The organism is Streptomyces sp. NPDC001056 (assembly GCF_053598955.1).
Genome location: NZ_JBSFLI010000013.1, coordinates 22,733 through 44,737, shown reverse-complemented (window position 1 = coordinate 44,737; position 22,005 = coordinate 22,733). Strand labels below are relative to the sequence as shown.

The following is a 22,005-nucleotide window of genomic DNA, read 5'->3' as shown; positions in this document are numbered from 1 at the left end:
ACCAGGAGGACGGCGCAGGGGGCCGGTGCGGTTCCGGCCCCCTGCGCCGGCGCGCTCGCCTCAGCCCTTGACGCAGACGACCTGCTTCAGCTTCGCCACGACCTCCACCAGGTCCCGCTGCTGGTCGATGACCTGGTCGATGGACTTGTAGGCGCCCGGGATCTCGTCCACGACGCCGGAGTCCTTACGGCACTCCACGCCCCGCGTCTGCTCCTCCAGGTCCTTCGCCGTGAAGCGCCGCTTGGCCGCGTTCCGGCTCATGCGCCGGCCCGCGCCGTGCGAGGCCGAGTTGAAGGAGCTGTCGTTGCCCAGGCCCTTCACGATGTACGAACCCGTGCCCATGGAGCCCGGGATGATGCCGAGGTCGCCGGAGCCGGCGCGGATCGCGCCCTTGCGGGTGACCAGCAGGTCCATGCCGTCGTACCGCTCCTCCGCCACATAGTTGTGGTGGCAGGAGATCTCCGGCTCGAAGAGCGGCTTGGCCTTCTTGAACTCCTTGCGGATCACGTCCTTCAGGAGCGCCATCATCAGCGTGCGGTTGTACTTGGCGTACTCCTGCGCCCAGAACAGGTCGTTGCGGTACGCCGCCATCTGCGGGGTGTCCGCGACGAAGACGGCGAGGTCGCGGTCGACCAGGCCCTGGTTGTGCGGGAGCTTCTGGGCCACGCCGATGTGGTGCTCGGCCAGCTCCTTGCCGATGTTGCGGGAACCGGAGTGGAGCATCAGCCAGACCGCGCCGGTGGTGTCGGTGCAGACCTCCACGAAGTGGTTGCCGCTGCCGAGCGTGCCCATCTGCTTGGTGGCCCGCTCCTGGCGGAAGTGGACCGCCTCGGCCACCCCGTCGAACCGCGCCCAGAACGCGTCCCAGCCGCTGGTCGCGAGCCCGTGGAAGCCGCCCGGGTCGACCGGGTCGTCATGCATGCCGCGGCCCACCGGGATCGCCTGCTCGATCTTCGAGCGCAGCCGGGACAGGTCGCCCGGCAGGTCGTTCGCGGTCAGCGAGGTCTTCACCGCGGACATCCCGCAGCCGATGTCCACGCCGACCGCGGCCGGGCACACCGCGCCCCGCATCGCGATCACGGAGCCGACCGTGGCGCCCTTGCCGTAGTGCACGTCCGGCATCACGGCCAGGCCCTTGATCCACGGCAGGGTCGCGACGTTCTGCAACTGGCGCAGGGCGCCGTCCTCGACCGTCGCCGGGTCGGTCCACATCCGGATCGGTACCCGGGCGCCCGGCATCTCCACGTACGACATGGCTTACTCGTCCCCCCGAAAACGACAACAAATGGCTTTGAAGCAACAAAAAGGAAAAGCAGCGCCAAGCGCATCGAAAGAGGACCGCGGACCGGCATCCACGGCGGCGCGTGCGATACACATTGTCTCCAGGCCCGCCCCCGCCGCGGCAAGCGAATAACCAGCGGGGACACTGAAGCGACCATCGCGCGCATCCGTCGGAGCGCATCCGTCGGAGCGCAGCCGTCGAGAGGAGTCCGCCCGTGCAGCGGAAGGCGTACGTACCCGGCACCGCCGCCCTGCTCGCGGCGCTGCTGGCGGGCTGCACCGGCGGGTCGGGCGGCTCCGGCACCGCGGACGACGCCAACCCCGGCGACGCCGGGACCTCCGCGGTGGCCGCCCAGCCCGGCAGGTACCGCACCCTCCCCGAGCCCTGCGGCGCGGTGAGCCACGGCACCCTCGACGCGCTGCTGCCCGGCATCCGGCAGATCACCGACCCCGACCAGCGGAACAAGGCCTACCAGGGCGAGGCCGAGCTGACGTACGACACCGACCGCAAGGTCGGCTGCCGCTGGAAGGTCGCCTCCACCGCCGCCACCGACCGCCTCTCGGTCGACCTGGAGCGCGTGGTGTCGTACGACAACACGGTCAGCGACGACGACCAGGCCCGGCAGTTGTTCGAGCAGAAGGAGACGGCCGCCGACCTCCCCGCGCCGAGCGGCACCTCGCCGGCGCCGACGCGGAGCGAGGACCCGGGCGGCACCCCCTCGGGCTCCCCGTCCCCCGGCGCCTCCGCTTCCTCCTCGGCCTCCCCCTCCGGCGGCGCCGCCCCGGAACTCCAGCCGCGCACCCTCTCCGACCTCGGTGACGAGGCGTACCTGGACGACCGGCTCGGCACGTCCGGTTCGACCGCCGCGCAGCGGACGGTGACTGTGGTGTTCCGCACGTCCAACGTCGTCGTCACCATCCAGTACGAGGAGCAGCCGATGGCCGCCGGCGCGGTACCGGACAGCAAGGAATTGCAGGACAGGGCGCGGAATCTGGCCGCCGACCTGGACGACGCGCTGGGTGGCTGATCCACTTCCGCACCCCGTCCGCCCCCGCCCGCGAAGCTCTCGAACGGAAACCGCACAGCTCCTTCACCGCGTACGGTGGGGCCCCGCAGGAACCCGCACGAACACCGAGCGTCATGAGTGAAGGAACCATGCAGCGAGCCATGCGAGACGACCGTGCCCAGCCGAACCGGCAGCGAACCAGGCGTCTGCGCCGTGCCCTTGTCTGCGCGGCAGCCGTTCCCGCGGTGCTGATCACCGCGGCCTGCTCCTCGGACTCCGGCGACTCCAAGCCCAAGAGCGACGGCGCGAGCGCCACGAAGTCGGCGAGCGACAGCACGACGCCGTCCGCCGACTCCTCCCCGACGGTGGCGCCGGCCGCGTACAGGACGCTGCCGAACCCGTGCGAGGCGCTGTCGCACAAGACCCTGGGCGACATGGTCCCGAAGGCCGACACCTCGGGCAAGAAGGGCAGTTCGGACGATCCGTCGTCCCGTGCCTCCTGCTCCTGGAGCAGCCTGAGCAACAACGGCGTCAAGGGCTCCCAGTTCCGCTGGCTGAACGTCTCCCTGCTGCGCTTCGACTCCGACACCGCCCGCGGCTCGGCCGACACCCAGGCCCACGCGTACTTCACCAACCAGGTCAAGGACGCCCAGTCGGTGGGCGGCGCCAAGAACGCCAAGGTCGTCCCGGTGTCCGGCGTCGGCGACGAGGCGACGTCCGTGCGCTACGACCTGAGCAAGAAGGAGGGTCTCTTCAAGCAGGAGACCATCGTCGCGCGGGTCGAGAACGTGGTCGTCACCCTCGACTTCAACGGCGCCGGTCTCGCGGGCGACAAGACGCCCGACGCCGAGGACCTCGCCAAGTCCGCGGAGAAGGCCCTCAAGGAGGCGGTGGCCTCGGTGTCGTCGGCCAACAGCGGCTCCGGTTCCGGGAGTTCGTCCCAGGGCTCGTCCGCGAAGCCCTCCGGCAGCGCCTCGCCGTCCGCGTCCGCGAAGAAGAGCTGACCGGACGGGCTTAGGCACGACCGGCACCACGTGCGCCGCACACGTGTGCCACCCTGTTGCGCGCAACAACAGGCAACGGGAGGGGAGTACGAGTGGCCGCGCCACCGCAGCTGACTCGGATGCACCGGATACTCATCGGCGTGGTCGTGGGCGGTGCCCTGATCATCGCGGGCATCGGCTTCGCCGGTTCGTACGCGGCCGTCCGCGAGCTGGCCCTGAAGAAGGGCTTCGGGAACTTCGCCTATGTGTTCCCGGTCGGCATCGACGCGGGTATCTGCGTCCTGCTGGCCCTGGACCTGCTGCTGACCTGGATCCGCATCCCCTTCCCGCTGCTGCGCCAGGCCGCCTGGCTGCTGACGGCGGCGACGATCGCGTTCAACGGCGCCACCGCGTGGCCCGACCCGCTCGGCGTCGGCATGCACGCGGTGATCCCGATCCTCTTCGTCGTCGCCGTCGAGGCGGCCCGCCACGCCATCGGCCGGATCGCCGACATCACGGCCGACAAGCACATGGAGGGCGTCCGGCTCACCCGCTGGCTGCTCTCCCCGCTGCCCACGTTCCTGCTGTGGCGCCGCATGAAGCTCTGGGAACTGCGCTCCTACGAGCAGGTCATCAAGCTGGAGCAGGAACGTCTCGTCTACCAGGCCCGCCTGCGCTCCCGCTTCGGCCGCGCCTGGCGCCGCAAGGCCCCGGTGGAGTCCCTGATGCCGCTGCGCCTGGCGCGCTACGGCGTCCCGCTGGCGGAAACGGCCCCCTCGGGCCTGCTGGCGGCGGGGATCGAGCCGGCGCTGCTGCCGCCGGCGCCCGCCACGCCGGAACTGACGGCGGCGATACCCGCGGCGGCCGCCACGGCCGCCGCACCGGCCCCCGCCACGGACCCGGCCACCGCCGCGCCGGCCCCCGTCGCAGCCCCGGCGGGTCCGGCCGCCGCGGGTCCGGCCGCCGCGGGTCCGGCCGCCGGAGGTCCGGCCGCCGGAGGTCCGGCCGCCGCGCCGGCCCCCGCCGCCGCACCCGCCAACGCCGCTGCCGCCCCCGCGCCGCACGGCGCCCAGCGCCCCGAGGGCCCCCCGCCGGAGGAGCAGAGCCCCTGGTTCCAGGCTCCGCGCGAGGTCGAGTACCACGGCGGGTACGACCCCTCCTTCGAGCCGCCCCCGGACCCCCAGTACGACCCCGAGGAGCAGTACGAGGACTGGTACGAGGGCCAGCCCGCGGAGCGGTTCCAGCAGCCCTCCCCCGAGGAGACCGGCAGCTTCCCCATCCCCGTCGGACCGGGCCGCACCCGCGAACTGGGCGAAGGCGGCGGCACCCCCGCCACCGAACCGGACGAGGACGCCTACTACCAGGTCTTCCGCCAGTCGATAGACGGCAGCTACCCCACGCCCCACATCCTGGGCGAGAACATCCAGGCGACGTACGGCACCCAGCTCAGCCCCGCCGAGCTGAAGAACCTCACCGCCCGCTTCCAGCAGCGCCACTCGGCGGAACTGGAAGAGGACCACATCGCCTGACGCTCCGTGGGCCGCTCCCCGGAGCGGCCCACGGAGCGACACGGAGCGGCACCCGCCCCTCCACACCCCCTGGCCAACGCGCGTAGCAACGAGCATCATGGCTTTCGCCAACGCACCATCCCGCACAGTGTTTTCGCGTCTCTTTTGTCATGCACCGGTCAACACTGCGACGAAGGGAACAGCAATGGCTTGCGGATCCACCAGCCTGTGGGCAGGCGAGACCTCCTGGTTCTGCTGCGGCAGCTCCTGGGGCCCCTGCGGCAGCACCGGCACCGGCGCCTGCGGCACCTGCCAGTCCGGCAAGAACATGGCCGCCTGGCCCAACCTCTCCTCGGCCTGCTGGAGCGTCACCGATCCGGCCGCCTGCGGAGAGAACATGCCCAGACGCGGCTGCGGTTCGGTCGTGAACGTCAAGCACCAGTGCTCCGGCGCCGCCGTCTGCGTCACCCTCGCCGACTGCGGCCCCAACACCCAGATGTGGTGCAGCGAGCAGACCTGCTGCAACGGCTCGTGCCGTACCCACCGGGTCATCGACCTGACCCCGGCGGCCTTCTCGGCCATCGGCAGCCTCAGCTCCGGCCTGCTTCCCGTCTACATCTACGAGTGAGGGGGAACCACCATGACCGGACGTAACGGCATCGACCGCCGCCGCCTCCTGACCAGCGCCGCGCTCGGCGGCGCCACCATCGTGGGCGCCTCCGCGCTCGGCGGCCTCGACGCGGACGCCGCCTTCGCCGCCCCCATGCCCTCCCTGGACCCGGCGATCTCCCGGTCGTCGTTCGTCGACGGCCGGGTCGGCCGGATCAAGGGCAGCACCCTCGACGTCGTCGAGGCCGACGGCACCCACCGGCTCATCCAGCTCACCAACGCCACGAGCATCTGGAAGCTGGAGACCGTCACCGCCGAGGCCATCGAGACCGGCGACGGCCTGTACGCGCGGGGCGTCGAGATGCCCGACGGCAGCGTGGCCGCCGACGCGGTCTGGGTGAACATCGTCAACCTCTACGTCACCGTCCGCGGCATCGAGCGCACCCGGCTGCACCTGAGCCACGGCCGCAACGCCCTGGTCGGCAACATCGTGGACAAGCGCACCACCGCGTCCTTCCGCGGCGGCGCGCTCACCTCCAACCTCTCGCAGCTCAAGATCGGGCACCACGCCCAGGTGCTGGGCGCCTGGCGGCCCGCGGACGACAGCGTGGACATCGCCCGCATCAGCGTCGGGCACTGACGAGGGGACTGCGATGGCATCGCTCACCACCGACCTCGCGCCCCTGCTGCTCGGCGTCCTGCTCGCCGCCACCGGCGCGGGCAAGGCGTTCGGCAGGCGGGTCGCGGGGCAGGCGGCCGGCACCGTACTGGTCCGCGTCCTGAACGACGGCCGCCGCGCCACCTGGGTCCTGCGGTCCACCGGGGCCGTGGAACTCGTCGTGGCCGCGGGCCTGTTGGCCGCGCCGGCCGGCACGGTCCCCGGCATCGCGGCGGCCGTCCTGGGCGTCGGGTTCCTCGGCTACCTCGGGTACGCCCGCGCGACCGCCCCGGAGTCGTCCTGCGGCTGCACCGCCCGCGGCAACGGCCCGATCACCTGGCGGGCCTTCGTCCGCGCGGGCCTGGTCGTGCTGGGCGGCGCCGCGGCCGCCGGGGCCCGGACGGCCTGGTGGACCCAGGGCGCCCGGCATCCGCTGGCGTCGCTCGCGTTCCTCGTCGTCGCCACGGCCGTCCTGGCCGCGGTCTCCAGCGACCTGGACCATCTGTGGCTGGTTCCGCTGCGCAGGACCCGGCTGAGGATCTTCGGCCACCCGCTCGTCCCGGGCCGGGACGAGGAGGTGCCGGTGGCCGCCTCCGTCGAACTGCTGGAGCGCTCGCTCGCCTGGGTGGCCGCCGCGCCGGTCGTCCGCTCCGGGCTGATCGACCACTGGGAGGCCGACGGCTGGCGCTTCCTCCAGTTCGCCGGGGTCCACGACCCCGACGGCGCGGCGCGCCCGGTCACCGTGCTGTTCGCGGTGGACCCGCGCGCGACGAAGGACACCACCGACAGACCGGCGGTCCGGGTCACCCTGATCGACGACCGCACCGACGAACCGGTCCCGGTGGACCTGCTCGCCTGACGCGGCGAAGCCGCACAGGACGAGGGGCCCTCCGAACGGAGAGCCCCTCGTCCCTGTCCGCCCGTGTCACTCCCCGAGCAGCGCCCGCACCCGGTCCTGCCCCACCGCGAGCAGCAGCGTGGGCAGCCGGGGACCGGTGTCCCGGCCCACCAGCAGCTGGTACAGCAGCGCGAAGAACGTCCGCTGGGCGGTCTTGATCTCCGGCGGCAGCTCCTTGGGCGTCGCGTCCGCCGAGAACCCGGCCTGCACCTTCGGCACGCCGTAGACGAGGTGCGTCAGCCCGTCCAGCGACCAGTGCTCGGCGAGGCCGTCGAGCAGCAGCCGCACGGACCGCTGGGACGCCTCGTCCAGCGACTTCAGCAGCTCGGCGTCCGGCTCCTCGCGCACGATGGTCCGCTGGTCGGCGGGCACGTGCGTGTTGATCCACGCCTCGGCCTTGTCGTACCGCGGCCGGGCCTCCGCCAGCGAGGCCAGCGGCCGCTCCGGGTCCAGCTCGGAGAGGATGCGCAGGGCCTGGTCCTCATGGCCGGCCGTGATGTCGGCGACGGACGCGAGCGTGCGGTACGGCAGCGGGCGCGGCGTCCTCGGCAGCTCGGCGGCGGCCGTGCCGACCGCGCGGGTGTACGCGGCCACGTCACCCGGCAGCGCGGCGCCGTCGGCGACCTTGGCGGCGAGCTTGTCCCACTCGTCGTAGAGCCGCTGGATCTCCTGGTCGAAGGCGATCTTGAAGGACTGGTTGGGCCGGCGCCGGGCGTACAGCCAGCGCAGCAGCTGCGGCTCCATGATCTTCAGCGCGTCGGCCGGGGTCGGCACACCACCGCGCGAGGACGACATCTTGGCCATGCCGGAGATGCCGACGAAGGCGTACATCGGGCCGATGGGCTGCTCGCCGCCGAAGATGCCGACGATCTGGCCGCCGACCTGGAAGGACGACCCGGGAGAGGAGTGGTCGACACCGCTCGGCTCGAAGACCACGCCCTCGTAGGCCCAGCGCATCGGCCAGTCGACCTTCCAGACCAGCTTGCCGCGGTTGAACTCGGCGAGCCGGACGGTCTCGGTGAACCCGCACTCGTTGCAGACGTACGACAGCTCGGTGGTGTCGTCGTCGTACGAGGTGACGGTCGTCAGGTCCTTCTCGCAGCTGCCGCAGTACGGCTTGTACGGGAAGTACCCGGCGGTGCCGGCGGAGCCGTCGTCCTCGGACGCGGCGCCGGAGCCCTCCTCGGCCTCCAGCTCGGCCTCGTCCACGGCCTTCTGCTGCGGCTTCTTCGCCTTGGGCTTGGTGCGGTACTGGGCGAGGATCGCGTCGATGTCGCCGCGGTGCCTCATCGCGTGCAGGATCTGCTCGCGGTAGACGCCCGAGGTGTACTGCGCGGTCTGGCTGATGCCGTCGAACTCGACGCCCATCTCGGCCAGCGACTCGACCATCGCGGCCTTGAAGTGCTCCGCCCAGTTCGGGTACGCCGAGCCCTTCGGGGCCGGCACCGAGGTCAGCGGCTTGCCGATGTGCTCGGCCCAGGAGTCGTCGACGCCCGCGATGCCCTTCGGCACCTTGCGGTAGCGGTCGTAGTCGTCCCAGGAGATCAGGTGCCGGACCTGGTGCCCGCGGCGGCGGATCTCGTCGGCGACCAGGTGCGGGGTCATGACCTCGCGCAGGTTGCCCAGGTGGATGGGGCCGGAGGGAGAGAGTCCGGACGCGACCACGACGGGTTTGCCCGGGGCCCGGCGCTCCGACTCCTCGATGACCTCATCCGCGAAACGGGAGACCCAGTCGGTGGTCTCGGTGCTCTGAGCCACGATCGGCACGTCCTTCTTTCTCCATCGGGCAGCCGTTGCGGTCGCACGGCTGACCGCTTCATTGTCCCAGGCGGGCCCACATCCGCGAAAACGCCTTTTCAACGCGTTGGACGGCCTTTCCGCGGCCCGCGTTCACCCGCGCACCGGAAAATTCGCTTCACCCCCCGTGGGATACTGGGCGTGACTATCCATCCCCACGAGGAGAACGGCACCTCACCTATGGCCTCGGTCACGTCCCTCAGCGACTCCGTCCAGCAGCAGCTCGCGTCCGCCCTCTCGGCCACCCTGCCGGAGGCCGCCGGCGCGGACCCGCTGCTGCGACGAAGCGACCGGGCCGACTTCCAGGCCAACGGGATCCTGGCCCTCGCCAAGAAGGCGAAGGCGAACCCGCGGGAGCTGGCCGCGCAGGTCGTCTCCCGGGTGACCACCGGTGCGGTGATCAAGGACGTCGAGGTCTCGGGCCCCGGCTTCCTCAACCTCACCATCTCCGACCGGGCGATCACCGAGAACCTGGCCGCGCGGTACGCGGACGAGACCGGCCGCCTCGGCGTGCCGTACGCCGCGCACCCGGGCACCACGGTGATCGACTACGCCCAGCCGAACGTGGCCAAGGAGATGCACGTCGGCCACCTGCGCTCCGCCGTGATCGGCGACTCGGTGGTCCAGCTCCTGGAGTTCACCGGTGAGAAGGTGGTCCGCCGCCACCACATCGGCGACTGGGGCACCCAGTTCGGCATGCTCATCCAGTACCTGGACGAGCACCCGCACGAGCTGGACCACAAGGCGTCCACCGAGGACACCGCGGCCTCCGGCGAGGAGGCGATGTCCAACCTGGACCGCCTCTACAAGACCGCGCGCAAGCTCTTCGACTCCGATGAGGAGTTCAAGACCCGCGCCCGCCGCCGGGTGGTCGACCTCCAGGCCGGCGACCCGCACACGCTCGCCATCTGGCAGAAGTTCGTGGACGAGTCGAAGATCTACTTCTTCTCCGTCTTCGAGAAGCTGGACATGGAGGTCCGCGACCCCGACATCGTCGGCGAGTCCGGGTACAACGACATGCTGGCCGAGACCTGCCGCCTCCTGGAGGAGTCCGGCGTCGCGGTCCGCTCCGAGGGCGCGCTGTGCGTCTTCTTCGACGACATCAAGGGCCCGGAGGGCAACCCGGTCCCGCTGATCGTCCAGAAGTCCGACGGCGGCTACGGCTACGCGGCCACCGACCTCTCCGCGATCCGCGACCGCGTCTTCAACCTCAAGGCCGACACCCTCCTGTACGTGGTCGACGCCCGCCAGGCCCTGCACTTCCGCATGGTCTTCGAGACGGCCCGCCGCGCCGGCTGGCTGAACGACGACGTCAAGGCCATCCAGCTGGCCTTCGGCACGGTGCTGGGCAAGGACGGCAAGCCGTTCAAGACGCGCGCGGGCGAGACGGTCAAGCTCCAGGACCTGCTGGACGAGGCGGTCGACCGGGCCACGGCGGTGGTCCGGGAGAAGGCCGAGAAGGTGGGCCTGACCGAGCAGGAGATCGAGGAGAACGGCCGCTACGTCGGCGTCGGCGCGGTCAAGTACGCGGACCTGTCGACCTCGGCGGTGCGGGACTACAAGTTCGACCTGGACCAGATGGTCTCGCTGAACGGCGACACGTCCGTCTACCTCCAGTACGCCTATGCCCGTATCCAGTCCATCCTCCGCAAGGCCGGCGAGGCCCGCCCCGCCGCCCACCCGGAGCTGGAACTGGCCCCGGCGGAGCGCGCGCTGGGCCTGCACCTGGACCAGTTCGCCGAGACGGTCCTGGACGTGGCCGCGTCCTACGAGCCGCACAAGCTGGCCGCCTACCTCTACCAGCTGGCCTCGCACCTGACGACCTTCTACGACCAGTGCCCGGTCCTGAAGGCCGACACCCCCGCCCAGATCGAGAACCGCCTCTTCCTGGTCGACCTCACGGCCCGCACCCTCCACCAGGGCATGTCCCTCCTGGGCATCAGGACGCCGGAAAAGCTCTGACCGGCGAACCCCCGGACCTCCCCGGACAGAACAGCTAGGGCGAGTTCTCGGCCACCCACTCCCGCGCCCGCCGCACCACGGCCTCCCGCACCTCGTCCGGCGCCAGCACCCGCAGCGGCGTGCCCAGCGTGAGCAGATAGCGGGCCAGCCCGTCCGCGTCCGGGCCGCCGATGTCGACCAGGGTCGCGGAGGGGCCGTCGGGGCGGTGGGTGCCGATGGTCGGGGGGACGAGGCGGAGGGCCTGGTCGAGGGGGAGGGGGAGGCGGATCGTGGCGGACAGGGGGTAGGGGCCGTTCGCGATGTTGCGGGAGACCAGCTGGGCCGGGTCCGGCGGGTCGGTGAGGTCGGCCGGGTGGCCGGTGGACTGGAGTCGGTCGACGCGGTCCGCCCGGAAGGTGCGCCACCGGCCGCGCGCGACGTCCCGGGCGACCAGGTACCAGAGCCGGCCCGTGTGGACCAGCCGGTACGGGTCGATGTCCCGGACCGTGGAGCGCCCCTCGGCGTCCGTGTACGACAGCCGGGCCCGCTCCTCCCGCCGGCACGCGCCCGCCAGCTCCAGCAGCAGGCCGGGACTGACCCCGGACCCGTCGGCGCCGGGGAGTCGTACGAAGGCGTCGTCCAGTTCGCCCAGGCGGTCCGCGACGCGGCGCGGCAGGACCTGGCGGAGCTTCAGCAGGGCCGAGAGCGCGGCCTGGTCGCTGCCCAGGGCGCGGTTCAGGGCCGCCTCGCTGAGGCCGACCGCCACGGCCAGCGCCTCCTCGTCGTCCAGGATCAGCGGCGGCACGCGGGAGCCGGCGCGCAGGCGGTAGCCGCCCCAGGGGCCCGCCTCGGAGTCGACGGAGTAGCCGAGTTCGCGCAGGCGGGCGATGTCCCGGCGGACCGTGCGGTCGGTGATCTTCAGGGACTCCGCCAGTTCGGCGCAGGTCCACGAGGGGCGGGAGGACAGGAGGGACAGCAACCCCAGCAGACGGGCGGACGCGGCGATCACGGCCGGAAGTCTGGCACATCCCGTCCATGACCAGGACCGTAACTGTCCGGGTCACGTCGTAGCGTCGCCTCCATGACAACGCACACCACTCCCGCCTTCCGCTACGTCGCCGTCACCTTCGACTGCGCGGACCCCGCCGAACTCGCCCGCTTCTACGGCGCGTTGCTGGGCTACGGAACTCTCTACGCCACCGATGACTTCGTCCTGCTCGGCGAGGAGGGCGCCCCCGGCCTCGGCTTCACCCGGATCGACGGCTACCGGCCGCCCACCTGGCCGGACCCCGCCCAGGGGAAGCAGGCCCACATCGAGCTGGGCGTGGACGATCTGGACGCCGCCGAGAAGCGTGTCGTCGAACTCGGCGCGACGAAGCCGGAGTGCCGGCCGGGCGAGGAGCGGTGGCGGGTGCTCCTCGACCCGGCCGGACACCCGTTCTGCATCACGACCCTGGCCTAGGGGCCTCGCGTCAGTTCGACGTGCAGCTGAACGTCGGCCAGGTGGTGGAGCCGTTCTTCTGCACGGTCAGGCCCCAGTTGTCCCCGCTCCCGTTGGGTTTGGCGACAAGCACCTGGGCGCTGGGATAGCTCGCGGTCACGTTCCAGGTGGCCATGACCTTCTCGGGCGCCGGGACGTTCGCGGTGACGGTCCAGTTCCCCGAACCGCTCACCGCGACGTCGAGGTTGTATCGGTCGTCCCACACCTGCCCCGCGGTGACGGTCGCCGTACAGCCCCCGGTACCGCCGCCTCCCCCGCCACCGCTCCCGTCGGGGGCGACGGCGCGGCCGGTCTGCGGGGAGATCATCCCGGAACACATCCCGCGGCTCGCGAGGTTCTGGGCGATCCGCGGGATGGCGGCCAGGGTGTTGGCGGGCCACTCGTGCATGAGGATGACCTGGCCGTCGCCGAGCCGGGAGACGGCCTGGACGATGGCGTCCGTGCTGGCGCCGTTCCAGTCCCCCGAGTCGATGTCCCAGATCACCTCGGTCAGGCCGTACTTGGCCTCGACGCTCTTCAGCGTCGCGTTGGTCTCGCCGTACGGCGGCCGGAACAGCTTCGGCGTCCCGCCGCCGGCGCTCGCGACGGCCTGCTGGGTGCGGGAGAGTTCCGAGTCGATCTGGGCCTGGCTCAGCTGGGTCAGGTGCGGATGGGTGTAGCTGTGGTTCCCCACCCACATCCCGGCGTCGACCTCGGCCTTGACCTGGGCCGGGTACGAGGCCGCGTACTGGCCCTCGTTGAACATGGTGGCCCGCAGCCCGTTCTGCCTCAGCGCGTCGAGGACGGCGGGTGTGTGGTCGTTGGACGGGCCGTCGTCGAAGGTGAGTCCGACATACCCGTTGCAGGTGGCGGCCTGCGACGGGGCGGCCCCGGCGGTCAGGGTGCCGGCCGTCGCCGCCGCGAGGGCGGCGGCGACGGCGACGGCGAGTCTGGCGGTGCGCACGCGTGTGCTCCTTGTCTCAGGCGGGCGTCAGTTGGCGGTACAGGTGAACGTCGGCCAGGTGGTCGATCCGTTCTTCTGGATGGTCAGGCCCCAGTTGTTGCCGCTGCCGTTGGACTTGGCGGTCAGCACCTGGGCGCTGGGATAGCTCGCGTCCACGTTCCAGGTCGCCATGACCTTCTCCGGGGACGGGACGTTCGCGGTGACGGTCCAGTTGCTGGCGCCGCTGACCGAGACGTCGAGGTTGTACCGGTCGTCCCACGACTGACCCGCGGTGACGGTCGCCGTGCAGCTGCCGGTACCGCCGCCCGTGCCGCCGCCCGTGCCGCCCGAACCCGAGCTGTCCAGGGTGATGTTGGAGCTGCCGCTGCTCTGGTAGCCCTCGGTCGCCATGATCATGTAGTAGTTGAAGCTGCCCAGGTTCATCCCGTGGCTGGCCCACGCGTCGAAGTGGTTGCCGGTGGTGATGGTGCCGCCGGTCCGCTTGGACTGCCGCACGCTCCAGTACTGGTTGAAGGTCTTGGTGCCCTCCACCGACGGGGCGTTGGTGCGGGTCGTCTCGTAGATGTCGTACGTGCCGCCGTCGCTGGTGACCGTGCCCTTGAAGGTGCCGGTGGGCCGGTAGGTGCCCCAGTTGTCGACGATGTAGTACTCGACCAGCGGGTTCGAGGTCCAGCCGTACAGCGACAGGTACGCGTTGCCGGACGGGTTGAAGCTGCCGGAGTAGGTGACGGAGCGGCGGCCGCCGTTGCTCCAGCCCTTGCCGGCCACGAAGTTGCCGACGTTGCTCCAGTTGGTGCTGTAGTTGCCGGCGGACCCCAGGTTCATGGAGACGGTGCCGCCACCGTCGGTCCAGAACGAGTAGTAGTAGCCGTTGTTGGTGCCGGTCTGGTTCGAGGTGATGACCGTGTCGGCGCTGGCGATGCCCGCGCCGGGCAGGGTCAGCGCCCCCACGGCGAGCAGGACGATGGCGCAGACACCTCTGAAGAGCGAGGTGAGGCGGCCCCGTGGGCCGGTTGCCCTTCTGCTGCGGATCTTCATGGACGTGCTTCCTCCTCATGGATCGGATGGAGCCGGATGAGGGTGGAGCGACGCGCTGCGCGATGGTGCCTCAGTGTTGGGGCGCACAGAGCGACAGTCAATGGTTTCGGTACTTATTTCGAAACATTCGGGTTATCAACGACCCGTATCCTGAAGGGTTTTGGCTGGTAAACGGCCTTTACGGAGGGGAGTCACAGCATCCTCCGAGGCGGTCGAACGACTGGGGCCGAGGCGGGGCAGGCCCCCATCGAAAGTTTCGAGACCCGTGGGAAGGCGTTGTCAGACCCTCCCCCTACAGTCACTCCCATGGCGACTCTTCCCAACCCGCTGCCCCGGCTGGCCACCGACCCCAGCGGCCGCAGCCTGGGGCTCAGCCTGCCGCCCGGCAGGCTGCTCGACACGACCCACGACGGCCCGTACCACGAGCCCCTGCTCTGGGTCGCGGACAAGCCGGCCGCCCCCGGCACCTGGACCGCCCTGGGCGTCCCGGCCGCGCGCGCCGGGCTGCTGCCCGTGCTGGTGGAGACGAGCGGCCCGCAAGGCGGCCCGGAGGAATGGGAGTTGATGCCGGACGACATGTCCTACCCGGGGGACCACGACCCGGAGGAGGTCCTCGCCGAGTACTGGGAGGAGGACGGGGAGGACGACGAGGACGAGGAAATCGGCGACATGCTCGCGCCGTTCGGGGCGGAATGGCCCGGACTCGCCCCCGCGAGGAAGCTCACCGTCGACCCGGCGACCTGCGCGGCGCGGGCCGCCGACGAACTGACCGGCGACCAGGGCCAGTCCGTGTTCCCCGCCGCCCGCCTCGCCCTCGTCCCCGCGCGCCGCTCCGCCGACGTCCCGGCCGCGATCGGCTGGACCGGCCCGCTGAACCACGAGAACGACGTGGCGCGGCTGTGCGCGGTCCTGCGCTCCTGGGAGGACCGGTTCGGCATACGGGTCGTCGCACTCGGGTTCGACGCCCTGCTGCTGTCCGTGGCCGCCCCGCCGACCGACCTGGCCGAGGCCGAGGCGGTGGCGGCGGAGCACTTCGCCTTCTGCCCCGACAACATCACGCAGGGGGCGGACACCCTCCACGCCTACGCGAAGGAACTGGTCGGCGAGACCACCTGGTTCTTCTGGTGGGACTGAGGACGGACGGCACGGGGGCGGTCCCGGGTCAGCCCTGCGCGGGCGCCCACTTCTCGCCGCCCAGCGGGAAGGCGTAGGACGGGCGCCCGTTGTCGCCGCTCGTGCGGAAGGGCCGGCCCTTGTCGCCGATGAGTACGGTGCCGTGCCGGCCGCCGCTGGACCAGGACAGTTCCAGGTACCAGCTGACGTCGTACGCCGAGGCGTCCGCGGTGACGTAGAAGACCTCGGGGTCGGACTCGCTCACGCTGAAGGGGAAGCCGCGCTGTCCGGCCACCGGCTGGACGGCCGGCCGCAGGGCGTCCAGCGCGACGGTGAAGGAGTGGGTGGGCACCCCGCCGCCGCAGCCGACGCCGGGGTAGCCCATGGCGTAGTCGTTCCACGCGAGCGGGGCCCGCTTGCCCGCCATCCGCACCGACATCCCCTCCAGCACCACGGTGTCCTTGCCGCTGCCCTGCACGGTGAGCGTGACGAACTGTTCCCCCGCCGAGACGGCCTGGTGCACGGCCACCCACGCGGGCGCGTCGTTCTCGACGGGCGGCGGTGACACCGCCGTGGGCGGCCGGTCGATCAGGTAGTGCTGGGAGCAGGGGCTCTCCCAGGAGTACGGGTGGGTGGTGACGGTGAGGGGGACGCCCGAGGCGGTCGGCCCGCCACTCACGCCCGGCGGCCCGCTCGTGACGGCGTCCGGCCCGGCGGCGTTCCCCGGGGTGGCGGACGCCGAGGGGTGCCGGGCGGAGCCCGAGGGGGAGGGTGAGCGGCTGTCCCGGGTGCGCGGTGCGGCGCCGACCGCCGAGGACCGGCCGGGCGCGGAGGCGGTGGCTCCCGCGGCGGCGCCCCGCCCGTGGTCCCCGTCGTCGGGCAGCCCGAACGCGAGGGCCACGGCACCGAGCACTGCGGCTCCGGCGACGAAGGCCACGAGGACGGGGCGGCGGCGGCGACGGAACCGGCGGACGGCGGTCACCGGCACCGGGGCCGGCTCGGGCACGGGTTCCGTCGCGGGCCCCGCGTCACCGCCCTCGGCCACCGCACCCTCGGCACTCCCGGCACCCACGGCGTCCGCCCCCTCGCCCCCCTCAGGCGCCGGACTCCCGTCCCCCGAAACCTCGTTCGTCGCCCCCTCGGCCGCCGCCTTCTTCCCTCTCCCCGCGTCCGCCAGCACCCAACTCCGGTGCAGCGCCACGAGTTCCGCCGCCGACGCCCCGCACAGCCGCGCCATCCGCTCCACCGGGGCGTAATCCGTCGGTACGGCATCCCCGTTGCAGTAGCGGTGCAGCGTCGACGTGCTCATGTGGAGGCGCTTGGCGAGCATCCCGTAGCTGTGCCCGGAGCGCTCCTTCAACTCCCGCAAGCGCTCGGCGAATCCGGTCCCCCCGGTGCTTTCCGGCACTGTCCTTCCCCTCCCCCTGTCCCGTTCCCCCGTTCCAGGGACGGGACGTTCTTGCAGGTCATCGCCCATGTGACCGTTCCAGCGTCCCGGATCGGCCGCCGGGGCTGGCGGGCGGGACAAAACGCCCCGCAGGCTGTGGCCATCCAAGCACTCCACGAACCGGAAGCGAGAAGCGCCATGCGCAACCGCCGTACCCGCCGCACCCGTACTCCCCTGCTCGCCGCGGCCGCAGCCGCCCTCGCCGCCCTCGCCCTCACGGCGTGCGACAACGGCACGGGAACCAAGGACGAGGGCGCCGCCCGGAACACCCCGTCGGCGAGCGCGAGCACCGACAAGCCCTCCGCCGACGCGAAGGAGCAGCAGGGGACGACCGGCTCCACGACAAACGGCACGCAGACCTCGGCCGGCACCCACCGCGGCACCGGCGGCACCGGCGGCACCCAAGGAACCCACGCCTCCGGCGGCTCCGGCGGTTCCAAGACCTCGGGCCACCCGTGGGACCCGGAGAACCGCGTCCTGTGCGACGGCTCCAACACCAGGGTCACCGCGCAGGTGCTGTCCCGCCCGCTCAACCACATGCTGCTCACGGTCAAGAACACCGGCTCGAAGTACTGCGACCTGACGTACTACCCGGTGCTCCGCTTCGACGGCATGCAGTGGGCGCCCGCTGCCGACGAGTCGACCCATCCGCAGGCGGTCACCACCCTCGCGCCCGGCGAGTCCGGCTACGCGGGCGTGCTGCTGTCCGCCGCCGACGGCAGCGGCGACGGCGGACAGACGGGCCACAAGCTGACCGTGTACTTCCAGGGCAGGACGCCGCACAGCGACGGCGGCGCCACGGCGAACGTCGCGCTGCCCTCGAAGGGCGTGTACTACGACAGCACGCTGAAGGTCACCTACTGGGTGCTGGACCCCTCCGACATCGCGAGCTGGTGACCCGGACGGGCCCCCGGAACGCCCTCGGGGACGACGGCCTAGTAGGCGATGGAGATGTGCGCCCGGGGATGCGCGTCCCGCTCGATCTCGTCCACGACGGCCAGCGCGAAGTCGGCGCCGGAGATCTCCGACCTGCCCTGCTCGTCCAGGAGGGCGACCTCCCCGCCGACGCGGTAGGTCCCGGTCCGCTCGCCCGCGGCCCAGGCGCCGTAGCCGCCCGCGGGAGAGACCAGGGTCCAGTCGAGCGAGCCGGGCGCGGCGGTGGTGAGCCACTCCCGGATCGCGTCCATCTCGCGCGCCTCCGACCGGAACCGCTCGGGGAGGTCCCCCTCGGCGAACCGGGGCTCGCCCGGCGCGGGGCGCAGCGAGGAGAAGCCGCCGATCACGATCAGCCGGGCGCCGGCGGCGTCCGCCGCGGCGGCGATGTCCTGGTACAGGCCGAGCAGCCGGCCCACCAGGTCGCCGCGCGGCGACAGGGCCGCGACCACCGCGTCCTGGCCGGGGACCAGCCGCGCGGCGTCGTCGGCCGCACCCCGCGCGTACGTCACCCCGTCGACCGGGGCCTTGGGGGCCGACCGCGCGTACGACGCCACCTCGTGGCCCCGGGCGACGGCCTCGGCCGCGATGTTGGTGCCGGTGTAGCCGGTCCCACCGACGATCAGGATCTTGCGCACGGCGACTCCCGCGGGTCAGGGCCAGGTCAGCGCCGGCCGAGCGCCGGTGCGACGTGGGTGAGGACGTTCTCCAGGACGTGACTGTTGTGGTCGACGCCGAGTTGGTTCCGCACGGTCAGCCCCCCGGCCGCTCGGCCTGTCGGCCGCTCACCCCCCGGCCGCTCACCCCTCGGAGACTCCCGCGCCTCAGCGCAGCTTCCGCGCCGCCTCGGTCGCCCAGTACGTGAGGATGTTCCGCGCCCCGGCCCGCTTGATCCCCGTCAGGGTCTCGAAGATGGCCCGGTCCCGCTCGATCCAGCCCTTCTCGGCCGCGGCCTCGATCATCGAGTACTCGCCGGAGATCTGGTACGCCGCGACCGGCACGTCCACCGCGTCCGCGACCCGCGCGAGGATGTCGAGGTACGGCCCGGCCGGCTTGACCATGACCATGTCCGCGCCCTCGGCGAGGTCCAGCTCCAACTCCCGCAGGGACTCGCGCCAGTTGGCGGGGTCCTGCTGGTACGTCTGGCGGTCGCCCTGGAGCGAGGAGGCGACGGCCTCGCGGAAGGGGCCGTAGAAGGCGGAGGAGTACTTCGCGGTGTAGGCGAGGATCGCCACGTCCTCGCGGCCGATCTGGTCGAGCGCGTCGCGGATGACGCCGATCTGACCGTCCATCATCCCGCTGGGACCGACGATGTGGGCGCCCGCGTCGGCCTGCACCTGGGCCATCTCGGCGTACCGCTCCAGGGTCGCGTCGTTGTCGACCCGGCCCTCGGCGTCCAGCACACCGCAGTGCCCGTGGTCGGTGAACTCGTCCAGGCACAGGTCGGACATGACGAGCAGGTCGTCGCCGACCTCGGCGCGCACGTCGCGCAGGGCGACCTGGAGGATTCCCTCGGGGTCGGTCCCGGCCGTGCCCTGGGCGTCCTTCTTGCCGTCCTCCGGCACGCCGAACAGCATGATCCCGGAGATCCCGGCCTCGACGGCCTCCAGCGCGGCCTTCTTCAGGCTGTCGCGGGTGTGCTGGACGACGCCGGGCATCGCGGCGATCGGCACGGGTTCGCTGACGCCCTCGCGGATGAACGCGGGGAGGATCAGGTCGGCGGGGTGCAGGCGCGTCTCGGCGACCATCCGCCGCATGACGGGCGAGGTGCGCAGCCGCCGGGGACGCGTACCGGGGAAAGATCCGTACTTCGTCATGTCTCCTACGCTACGCCCGCCCACCCCCCTCCTTTACCGACGCCCTGTCGGGCCCTCGGTCCGGCATTGAGGGGCAAACCGGAACCACGATACCGAGTCTTTGCGCCCCCCTGGTCATCTCTCGATCCGCACGCCTCCCCAGCGTTCTACGCGCGTGGTGTCATGCACCCGACACCCACCCGCCCCCCACTCCCGCATCCCACAAGGAGTCACGCAATGCTGCGGAAGGCCCTCACCCGCGCCGCCATCGCCCTCGCCGCCGGCGCCGCCACCGTCGCCGTCGCCGCCGTCCCCGCGAACGCGGCGAGCTACTCGGCGTTCGCCTTCTCCCAGGCCGGCACCGGCCAGCCGACGATCTACGACTTCATCAACTCGGCCACCACCAAGCTCGACATGACGATGTACGAGCTGGAGGACACGACGGCGGTCAACGACCTCGTGGCCCTTGAGAACAAGGGCGTCACCGTCCGGGTCGTCCTGGACCAGGCGCACAAGACCGCCAACAACTCGGCGTACACGACGCTGACGAACGCGGGCGTGGGCGTGGCCTGGTCCTCCTCGGCCTACGTCTACACCCACCAGAAGACGATCACCGTGGACGGCGTCAAGTCCCTGGTGATGACCGGCAACCTGACCTCGCAGTACTACACGACCAGCCGTGACTACGGCGTCTTCACCGACGACACCCGCGATGTCGCCGCGATCGAGAAGGTCTTCGACGCCGACTACGCCGGCACCTCGATCACCCCCACCGACGGCGACCACCTCCTGTGGTCCCCCACCGACTCCCGCAGCCGGCTGGTGTCCTTCATCAACGCCGCGACCAAGACGCTCGACGTGCAGGAGCTGGAGTTCAGCGACAGCACGGTCGTCAACGCGATCGTGGCGCGCGCCAAGGCCGGCGTGAAGGTCCGCGTCGTACTGGAGAACCCCTCCAACTACGCCAGCCAGGTCTCGGCGGTCAAGGCCGCGGGCGGCACGGTGGTCGGCTACTCCGACCCGAACGGCTTCTACATCCACGCCAAGGCCATGGTCGCGGACTACGGCCTGTCCACCCAGGCGGTGGAGGCCGGCTCCATGAACATCAGCAGCAACTCCCTGAGCAACAACCGGGAGCTGGGCATCATCCTGACCGGTACGGGCGTGGCCCAGCCGGTGGCGCAGACCATCGAGACGACGTTCAGCGGCGACTACGCGGGCGGCACGGCGGCGTAACGGCCGCGGCTCGACCGCGCTCGATCGGCCCGGGTGGGACGGCCAAGCCGTCCCACCCGGGCCCGTCCTTTGTCCAGGCCGTTTACATATGGTTTACGCAACCCTATCCTCCCAAGGGTGGGAGCGCTCCCACGGCACTTCGCACACGCACCTGTCCTGCACAAGTCGATCTGCGAAAGGTCTTCTCCCCCCATGATCAGACGCAGCAGAACAGCGGCCCTGCTGGCCGCGGTCGCCGCCACGATCTCCGCCCTGGGGCTGATCCTCCTCGGCTCGGGGACCGCGTCGGCCCACGGCGTCGCCATGTTCCCCGGCTCGCGCACCTACCTCTGCTACAAGGACGCCATCACCAGCACCGGCGCGGTCGACCCGACCAACCCGGCCTGTGCGGCGGCCATCGCGCAGAGCGGGTCGAACTCGCTCTACAACTGGTTCGCGGTGCTGGACTCCAACGCCGCCGGCCGGGGCGAGGGCTACGTCCCGGACGGCACCATATGCAGCGCGGGCGACAAGTCGCCGTACGACTTCAGCGGCTACGACCTGGCCCGCGCCGACTGGCCCAGGACGCACCTGACCTCGGGCTCCACCATCCAGCTCCAGTACAGCAACTGGGCCCAGCACCCCGGTGAGTTCCGGGTCTACTTCACCAGGCAGGGCTGGTCGCCGACCACCCCGCTCGCCTGGTCGGACCTCCAGCTCGCCTCGACGGTCACCAACCCGCCCGCGTCCGGCTCGCCCGGCACGGACGGCGGTCACTACTACTGGAACCAGGCGCTGCCCTCCGGTCGTTCGGGCGACGCGATGATGTTCATCCAGTGGGTGCGCTCGGACAGCAACGAGAACTTCTTCTCCTGCTCCGACATCGTCTTCGACGGCGGCAACGGCGAGGTCACCGGCATCCGCGACAGCGGCACCACGACCCCGCCCCCGGACGGCGGCGGCACCACGCCTCCCCCGACCGGCAGCGGCTCCTGCATGGCCACGTACAACGTGGACAGCTCCTGGAGCGGCGGCTTCCAGGCCACGGTCACCGTGATGAACCACGGCACCGCGCCGATCAGCGGCTGGCACGTGGGCTGGACCCCGGGCAGCGGCACGACGATCAGCAGCGTGTGGAACGGCGTCCTGTCCACCGGCTCGGGCGGCGCGGTGACGGTCGCCAACGCCGACTACAACGGCACGATCCCGGCGGACGGCAGTACGACGTTCGGCTTCACCGCGACGTCGTCGTCCGGCGCCGACCTCCCGTCCGGCACCCTCGACTGCACGACCCCGTAAGGCGCTTCGGCCTGTGGGCGCCCGCACGGACGCCCACA

20 protein-coding genes are annotated in these 22,005 nt (G+C 71.6%); 12 read left to right on the top strand and 8 right to left on the bottom strand.

The features are described from left to right. Nucleotides 1–60: 60 nt before the first annotated feature. Nucleotides 61–1,254, bottom strand: coding sequence for an RtcB family protein (locus tag ACWDD7_RS17450; RefSeq protein ID WP_351864621.1), 1,194 nt, complete (start codon nucleotides 1,252–1,254; stop codon nucleotides 61–63). A gap of 242 nt (nucleotides 1,255–1,496) precedes the next feature. On the opposite strand from ACWDD7_RS17450, the gene ACWDD7_RS17445 reads away from it, so the two are divergent. The 6 genes from ACWDD7_RS17445 to ACWDD7_RS17420 all read left to right on the top strand — a co-directional run bounded on the left by ACWDD7_RS17445 (nucleotide 1,497) and on the right by ACWDD7_RS17420 (nucleotide 6,905). Continuing rightward, nucleotides 1,497–2,309, top strand: coding sequence for a DUF3558 domain-containing protein (locus ACWDD7_RS17445; RefSeq protein ID WP_450457936.1), 813 nt, complete (start codon nucleotides 1,497–1,499; stop codon nucleotides 2,307–2,309). 140 nt (nucleotides 2,310–2,449) lie between these two features. Beyond that, nucleotides 2,450–3,292: a DUF3558 domain-containing protein gene (locus tag ACWDD7_RS17440; protein WP_351864627.1), complete on the top strand. Its 843-nt coding sequence runs from the start codon at nucleotides 2,450–2,452 to the stop codon at nucleotides 3,290–3,292. 119 nt (nucleotides 3,293–3,411) lie between these two features. Continuing rightward, nucleotides 3,412–4,800 carry a DUF2637 domain-containing protein gene (locus ACWDD7_RS17435; RefSeq protein ID WP_450457935.1) on the top strand — a complete coding sequence of 463 codons (1,389 nt, stop codon included), beginning with the start codon at nucleotides 3,412–3,414 and terminating at the stop codon, nucleotides 4,798–4,800. Between the two features lie 184 nt (nucleotides 4,801–4,984). Beyond that, a complete protein-coding gene (locus tag ACWDD7_RS17430; protein WP_285562126.1) occupies nucleotides 4,985–5,407 on the top strand; it encodes an RlpA-like double-psi beta-barrel domain-containing protein in 423 nt (140 codons plus the stop codon). 12 nt (nucleotides 5,408–5,419) lie between these two features. Further along, entirely contained in the window at nucleotides 5,420–6,028 is a 609-nt protein-coding gene (locus ACWDD7_RS17425) for a cell wall protein (protein ID WP_450457934.1), read from the top strand. 13 nt (nucleotides 6,029–6,041) lie between these two features. Beyond that, complete coding sequence (locus ACWDD7_RS17420; RefSeq protein WP_351880457.1) at nucleotides 6,042–6,905, top strand: MauE/DoxX family redox-associated membrane protein; 864 nt, start codon at nucleotides 6,042–6,044, stop codon at nucleotides 6,903–6,905. Between the two features lie 66 nt (nucleotides 6,906–6,971). Here ACWDD7_RS17420 and lysS read toward each other — a convergent pair whose 3' ends face one another. Further along, entirely contained in the window at nucleotides 6,972–8,711 is a 1,740-nt protein-coding gene (gene lysS / locus ACWDD7_RS17415; RefSeq protein WP_450457933.1) for a lysine--tRNA ligase, read from the bottom strand. A 210-nt stretch (nucleotides 8,712–8,921) separates the two neighbouring features. Between lysS and argS the strand changes: the two genes are divergently transcribed. Next, nucleotides 8,922–10,703, top strand: coding sequence for an arginine--tRNA ligase (argS, locus tag ACWDD7_RS17410; protein ID WP_351880468.1), 1,782 nt, complete (start codon nucleotides 8,922–8,924; stop codon nucleotides 10,701–10,703). 34 nt (nucleotides 10,704–10,737) lie between these two features. On the opposite strand, the gene ACWDD7_RS17405 is transcribed toward argS, so the two are convergent. Continuing rightward, nucleotides 10,738–11,691 (bottom strand): helix-turn-helix transcriptional regulator, encoded by a 954-nt coding sequence (locus ACWDD7_RS17405; protein WP_450457932.1) that lies wholly within the window; start codon nucleotides 11,689–11,691, stop codon nucleotides 10,738–10,740. A 72-nt stretch (nucleotides 11,692–11,763) separates the two neighbouring features. Between ACWDD7_RS17405 and ACWDD7_RS17400 the strand changes: the two genes are divergently transcribed. Further along, complete coding sequence (locus tag ACWDD7_RS17400) at nucleotides 11,764–12,144, top strand: VOC family protein (protein ID WP_450457931.1); 381 nt, start codon at nucleotides 11,764–11,766, stop codon at nucleotides 12,142–12,144. Between the two features lie 10 nt (nucleotides 12,145–12,154). Here ACWDD7_RS17400 and ACWDD7_RS17395 read toward each other — a convergent pair whose 3' ends face one another. After that, the gene (locus ACWDD7_RS17395) at nucleotides 12,155–13,126 is read right to left on the bottom strand and encodes a polysaccharide deacetylase family protein (protein WP_450457930.1); all 972 of its coding nucleotides are present in this window, start codon (nucleotides 13,124–13,126) and stop codon (nucleotides 12,155–12,157) included. Nucleotides 13,127–13,153: 27 nt separating this feature from the next. Beyond that, entirely contained in the window at nucleotides 13,154–14,164 is a 1,011-nt protein-coding gene (locus tag ACWDD7_RS17390) for a glycoside hydrolase family 11 protein (RefSeq protein ID WP_392214710.1), read from the bottom strand. 306 nt (nucleotides 14,165–14,470) lie between these two features. On the opposite strand from ACWDD7_RS17390, the gene ACWDD7_RS17385 reads away from it, so the two are divergent. Next, entirely contained in the window at nucleotides 14,471–15,298 is an 828-nt protein-coding gene (locus tag ACWDD7_RS17385) for a DUF4253 domain-containing protein (RefSeq protein WP_450457929.1), read from the top strand. A 28-nt stretch (nucleotides 15,299–15,326) separates the two neighbouring features. Here ACWDD7_RS17385 and ACWDD7_RS17380 read toward each other — a convergent pair whose 3' ends face one another. After that, nucleotides 15,327–16,685 carry a helix-turn-helix domain-containing protein gene (locus ACWDD7_RS17380; protein ID WP_450457928.1) on the bottom strand — a complete coding sequence of 453 codons (1,359 nt, stop codon included), beginning with the start codon at nucleotides 16,683–16,685 and terminating at the stop codon, nucleotides 15,327–15,329. 177 nt (nucleotides 16,686–16,862) lie between these two features. Here ACWDD7_RS17380 and ACWDD7_RS17375 point away from each other — a divergent pair, with 177 nt between their 5' ends. Continuing rightward, nucleotides 16,863–17,621, top strand: coding sequence for a DUF4232 domain-containing protein (locus tag ACWDD7_RS17375; protein WP_450457927.1), 759 nt, complete (start codon nucleotides 16,863–16,865; stop codon nucleotides 17,619–17,621). Between the two features lie 38 nt (nucleotides 17,622–17,659). On the opposite strand, the gene ACWDD7_RS17370 is transcribed toward ACWDD7_RS17375, so the two are convergent. Both ACWDD7_RS17370 and hemB read right to left on the bottom strand, forming a co-directional pair. Beyond that, nucleotides 17,660–18,295: an NAD(P)-dependent oxidoreductase gene (locus tag ACWDD7_RS17370; protein ID WP_351875902.1), complete on the bottom strand. Its 636-nt coding sequence runs from the start codon at nucleotides 18,293–18,295 to the stop codon at nucleotides 17,660–17,662. A 186-nt stretch (nucleotides 18,296–18,481) separates the two neighbouring features. Continuing rightward, complete coding sequence (hemB, locus tag ACWDD7_RS17365) at nucleotides 18,482–19,474, bottom strand: porphobilinogen synthase (protein WP_351875905.1); 993 nt, start codon at nucleotides 19,472–19,474, stop codon at nucleotides 18,482–18,484. A 216-nt stretch (nucleotides 19,475–19,690) separates the two neighbouring features. Between hemB and ACWDD7_RS17360 the strand changes: the two genes are divergently transcribed. After that, entirely contained in the window at nucleotides 19,691–20,689 is a 999-nt protein-coding gene (locus ACWDD7_RS17360; protein ID WP_450457926.1) for a phospholipase D-like domain-containing protein, read from the top strand. 192 nt (nucleotides 20,690–20,881) lie between these two features. Further along, nucleotides 20,882–21,967: a lytic polysaccharide monooxygenase auxiliary activity family 9 protein gene (locus ACWDD7_RS17355; RefSeq protein ID WP_392214717.1), complete on the top strand. Its 1,086-nt coding sequence runs from the start codon at nucleotides 20,882–20,884 to the stop codon at nucleotides 21,965–21,967. The last annotated feature ends 38 nt before the right edge of the window (nucleotides 21,968–22,005 follow it).

What these genes read in the sequence shown, in the direction of transcription:
- ACWDD7_RS17385 (WP_450457929.1), top strand. Translation starts at nt 14,471, where the DNA reads ATGGCGACTCTTCCCAACCCGCTGCCCCGGCTGGCCACCGACCCCAGC.
- ACWDD7_RS17355 (WP_392214717.1), top strand. Translation starts at nt 20,882, where the DNA reads ATGATCAGACGCAGCAGAACAGCGGCCCTGCTGGCCGCGGTCGCCGCC.
- ACWDD7_RS17360 (WP_450457926.1), top strand. Translation starts at nt 19,691, where the DNA reads ATGCTGCGGAAGGCCCTCACCCGCGCCGCCATCGCCCTCGCCGCCGGC.
- ACWDD7_RS17430 (WP_285562126.1), top strand. Translation starts at nt 4,985, where the DNA reads ATGGCTTGCGGATCCACCAGCCTGTGGGCAGGCGAGACCTCCTGGTTC.
- ACWDD7_RS17450 (WP_351864621.1), bottom strand. Translation starts at nt 1,254, where the DNA reads ATGTCGTACGTGGAGATGCCGGGCGCCCGGGTACCGATCCGGATGTGG.
- ACWDD7_RS17435 (WP_450457935.1), top strand. Translation starts at nt 3,412, where the DNA reads ATGCACCGGATACTCATCGGCGTGGTCGTGGGCGGTGCCCTGATCATC.
- argS (WP_351880468.1), top strand. Translation starts at nt 8,922, where the DNA reads ATGGCCTCGGTCACGTCCCTCAGCGACTCCGTCCAGCAGCAGCTCGCG.
- ACWDD7_RS17440 (WP_351864627.1), top strand. Translation starts at nt 2,450, where the DNA reads ATGCGAGACGACCGTGCCCAGCCGAACCGGCAGCGAACCAGGCGTCTG.
- ACWDD7_RS17420 (WP_351880457.1), top strand. Translation starts at nt 6,042, where the DNA reads ATGGCATCGCTCACCACCGACCTCGCGCCCCTGCTGCTCGGCGTCCTG.
- ACWDD7_RS17425 (WP_450457934.1), top strand. Translation starts at nt 5,420, where the DNA reads ATGACCGGACGTAACGGCATCGACCGCCGCCGCCTCCTGACCAGCGCC.
- ACWDD7_RS17375 (WP_450457927.1), top strand. Translation starts at nt 16,863, where the DNA reads ATGCGCAACCGCCGTACCCGCCGCACCCGTACTCCCCTGCTCGCCGCG.
- ACWDD7_RS17400 (WP_450457931.1), top strand. Translation starts at nt 11,764, where the DNA reads ATGACAACGCACACCACTCCCGCCTTCCGCTACGTCGCCGTCACCTTC.
- ACWDD7_RS17390 (WP_392214710.1), bottom strand. Translation starts at nt 14,164, where the DNA reads ATGAAGATCCGCAGCAGAAGGGCAACCGGCCCACGGGGCCGCCTCACC.
- hemB (WP_351875905.1), bottom strand. Translation starts at nt 19,474, where the DNA reads ATGACGAAGTACGGATCTTTCCCCGGTACGCGTCCCCGGCGGCTGCGC.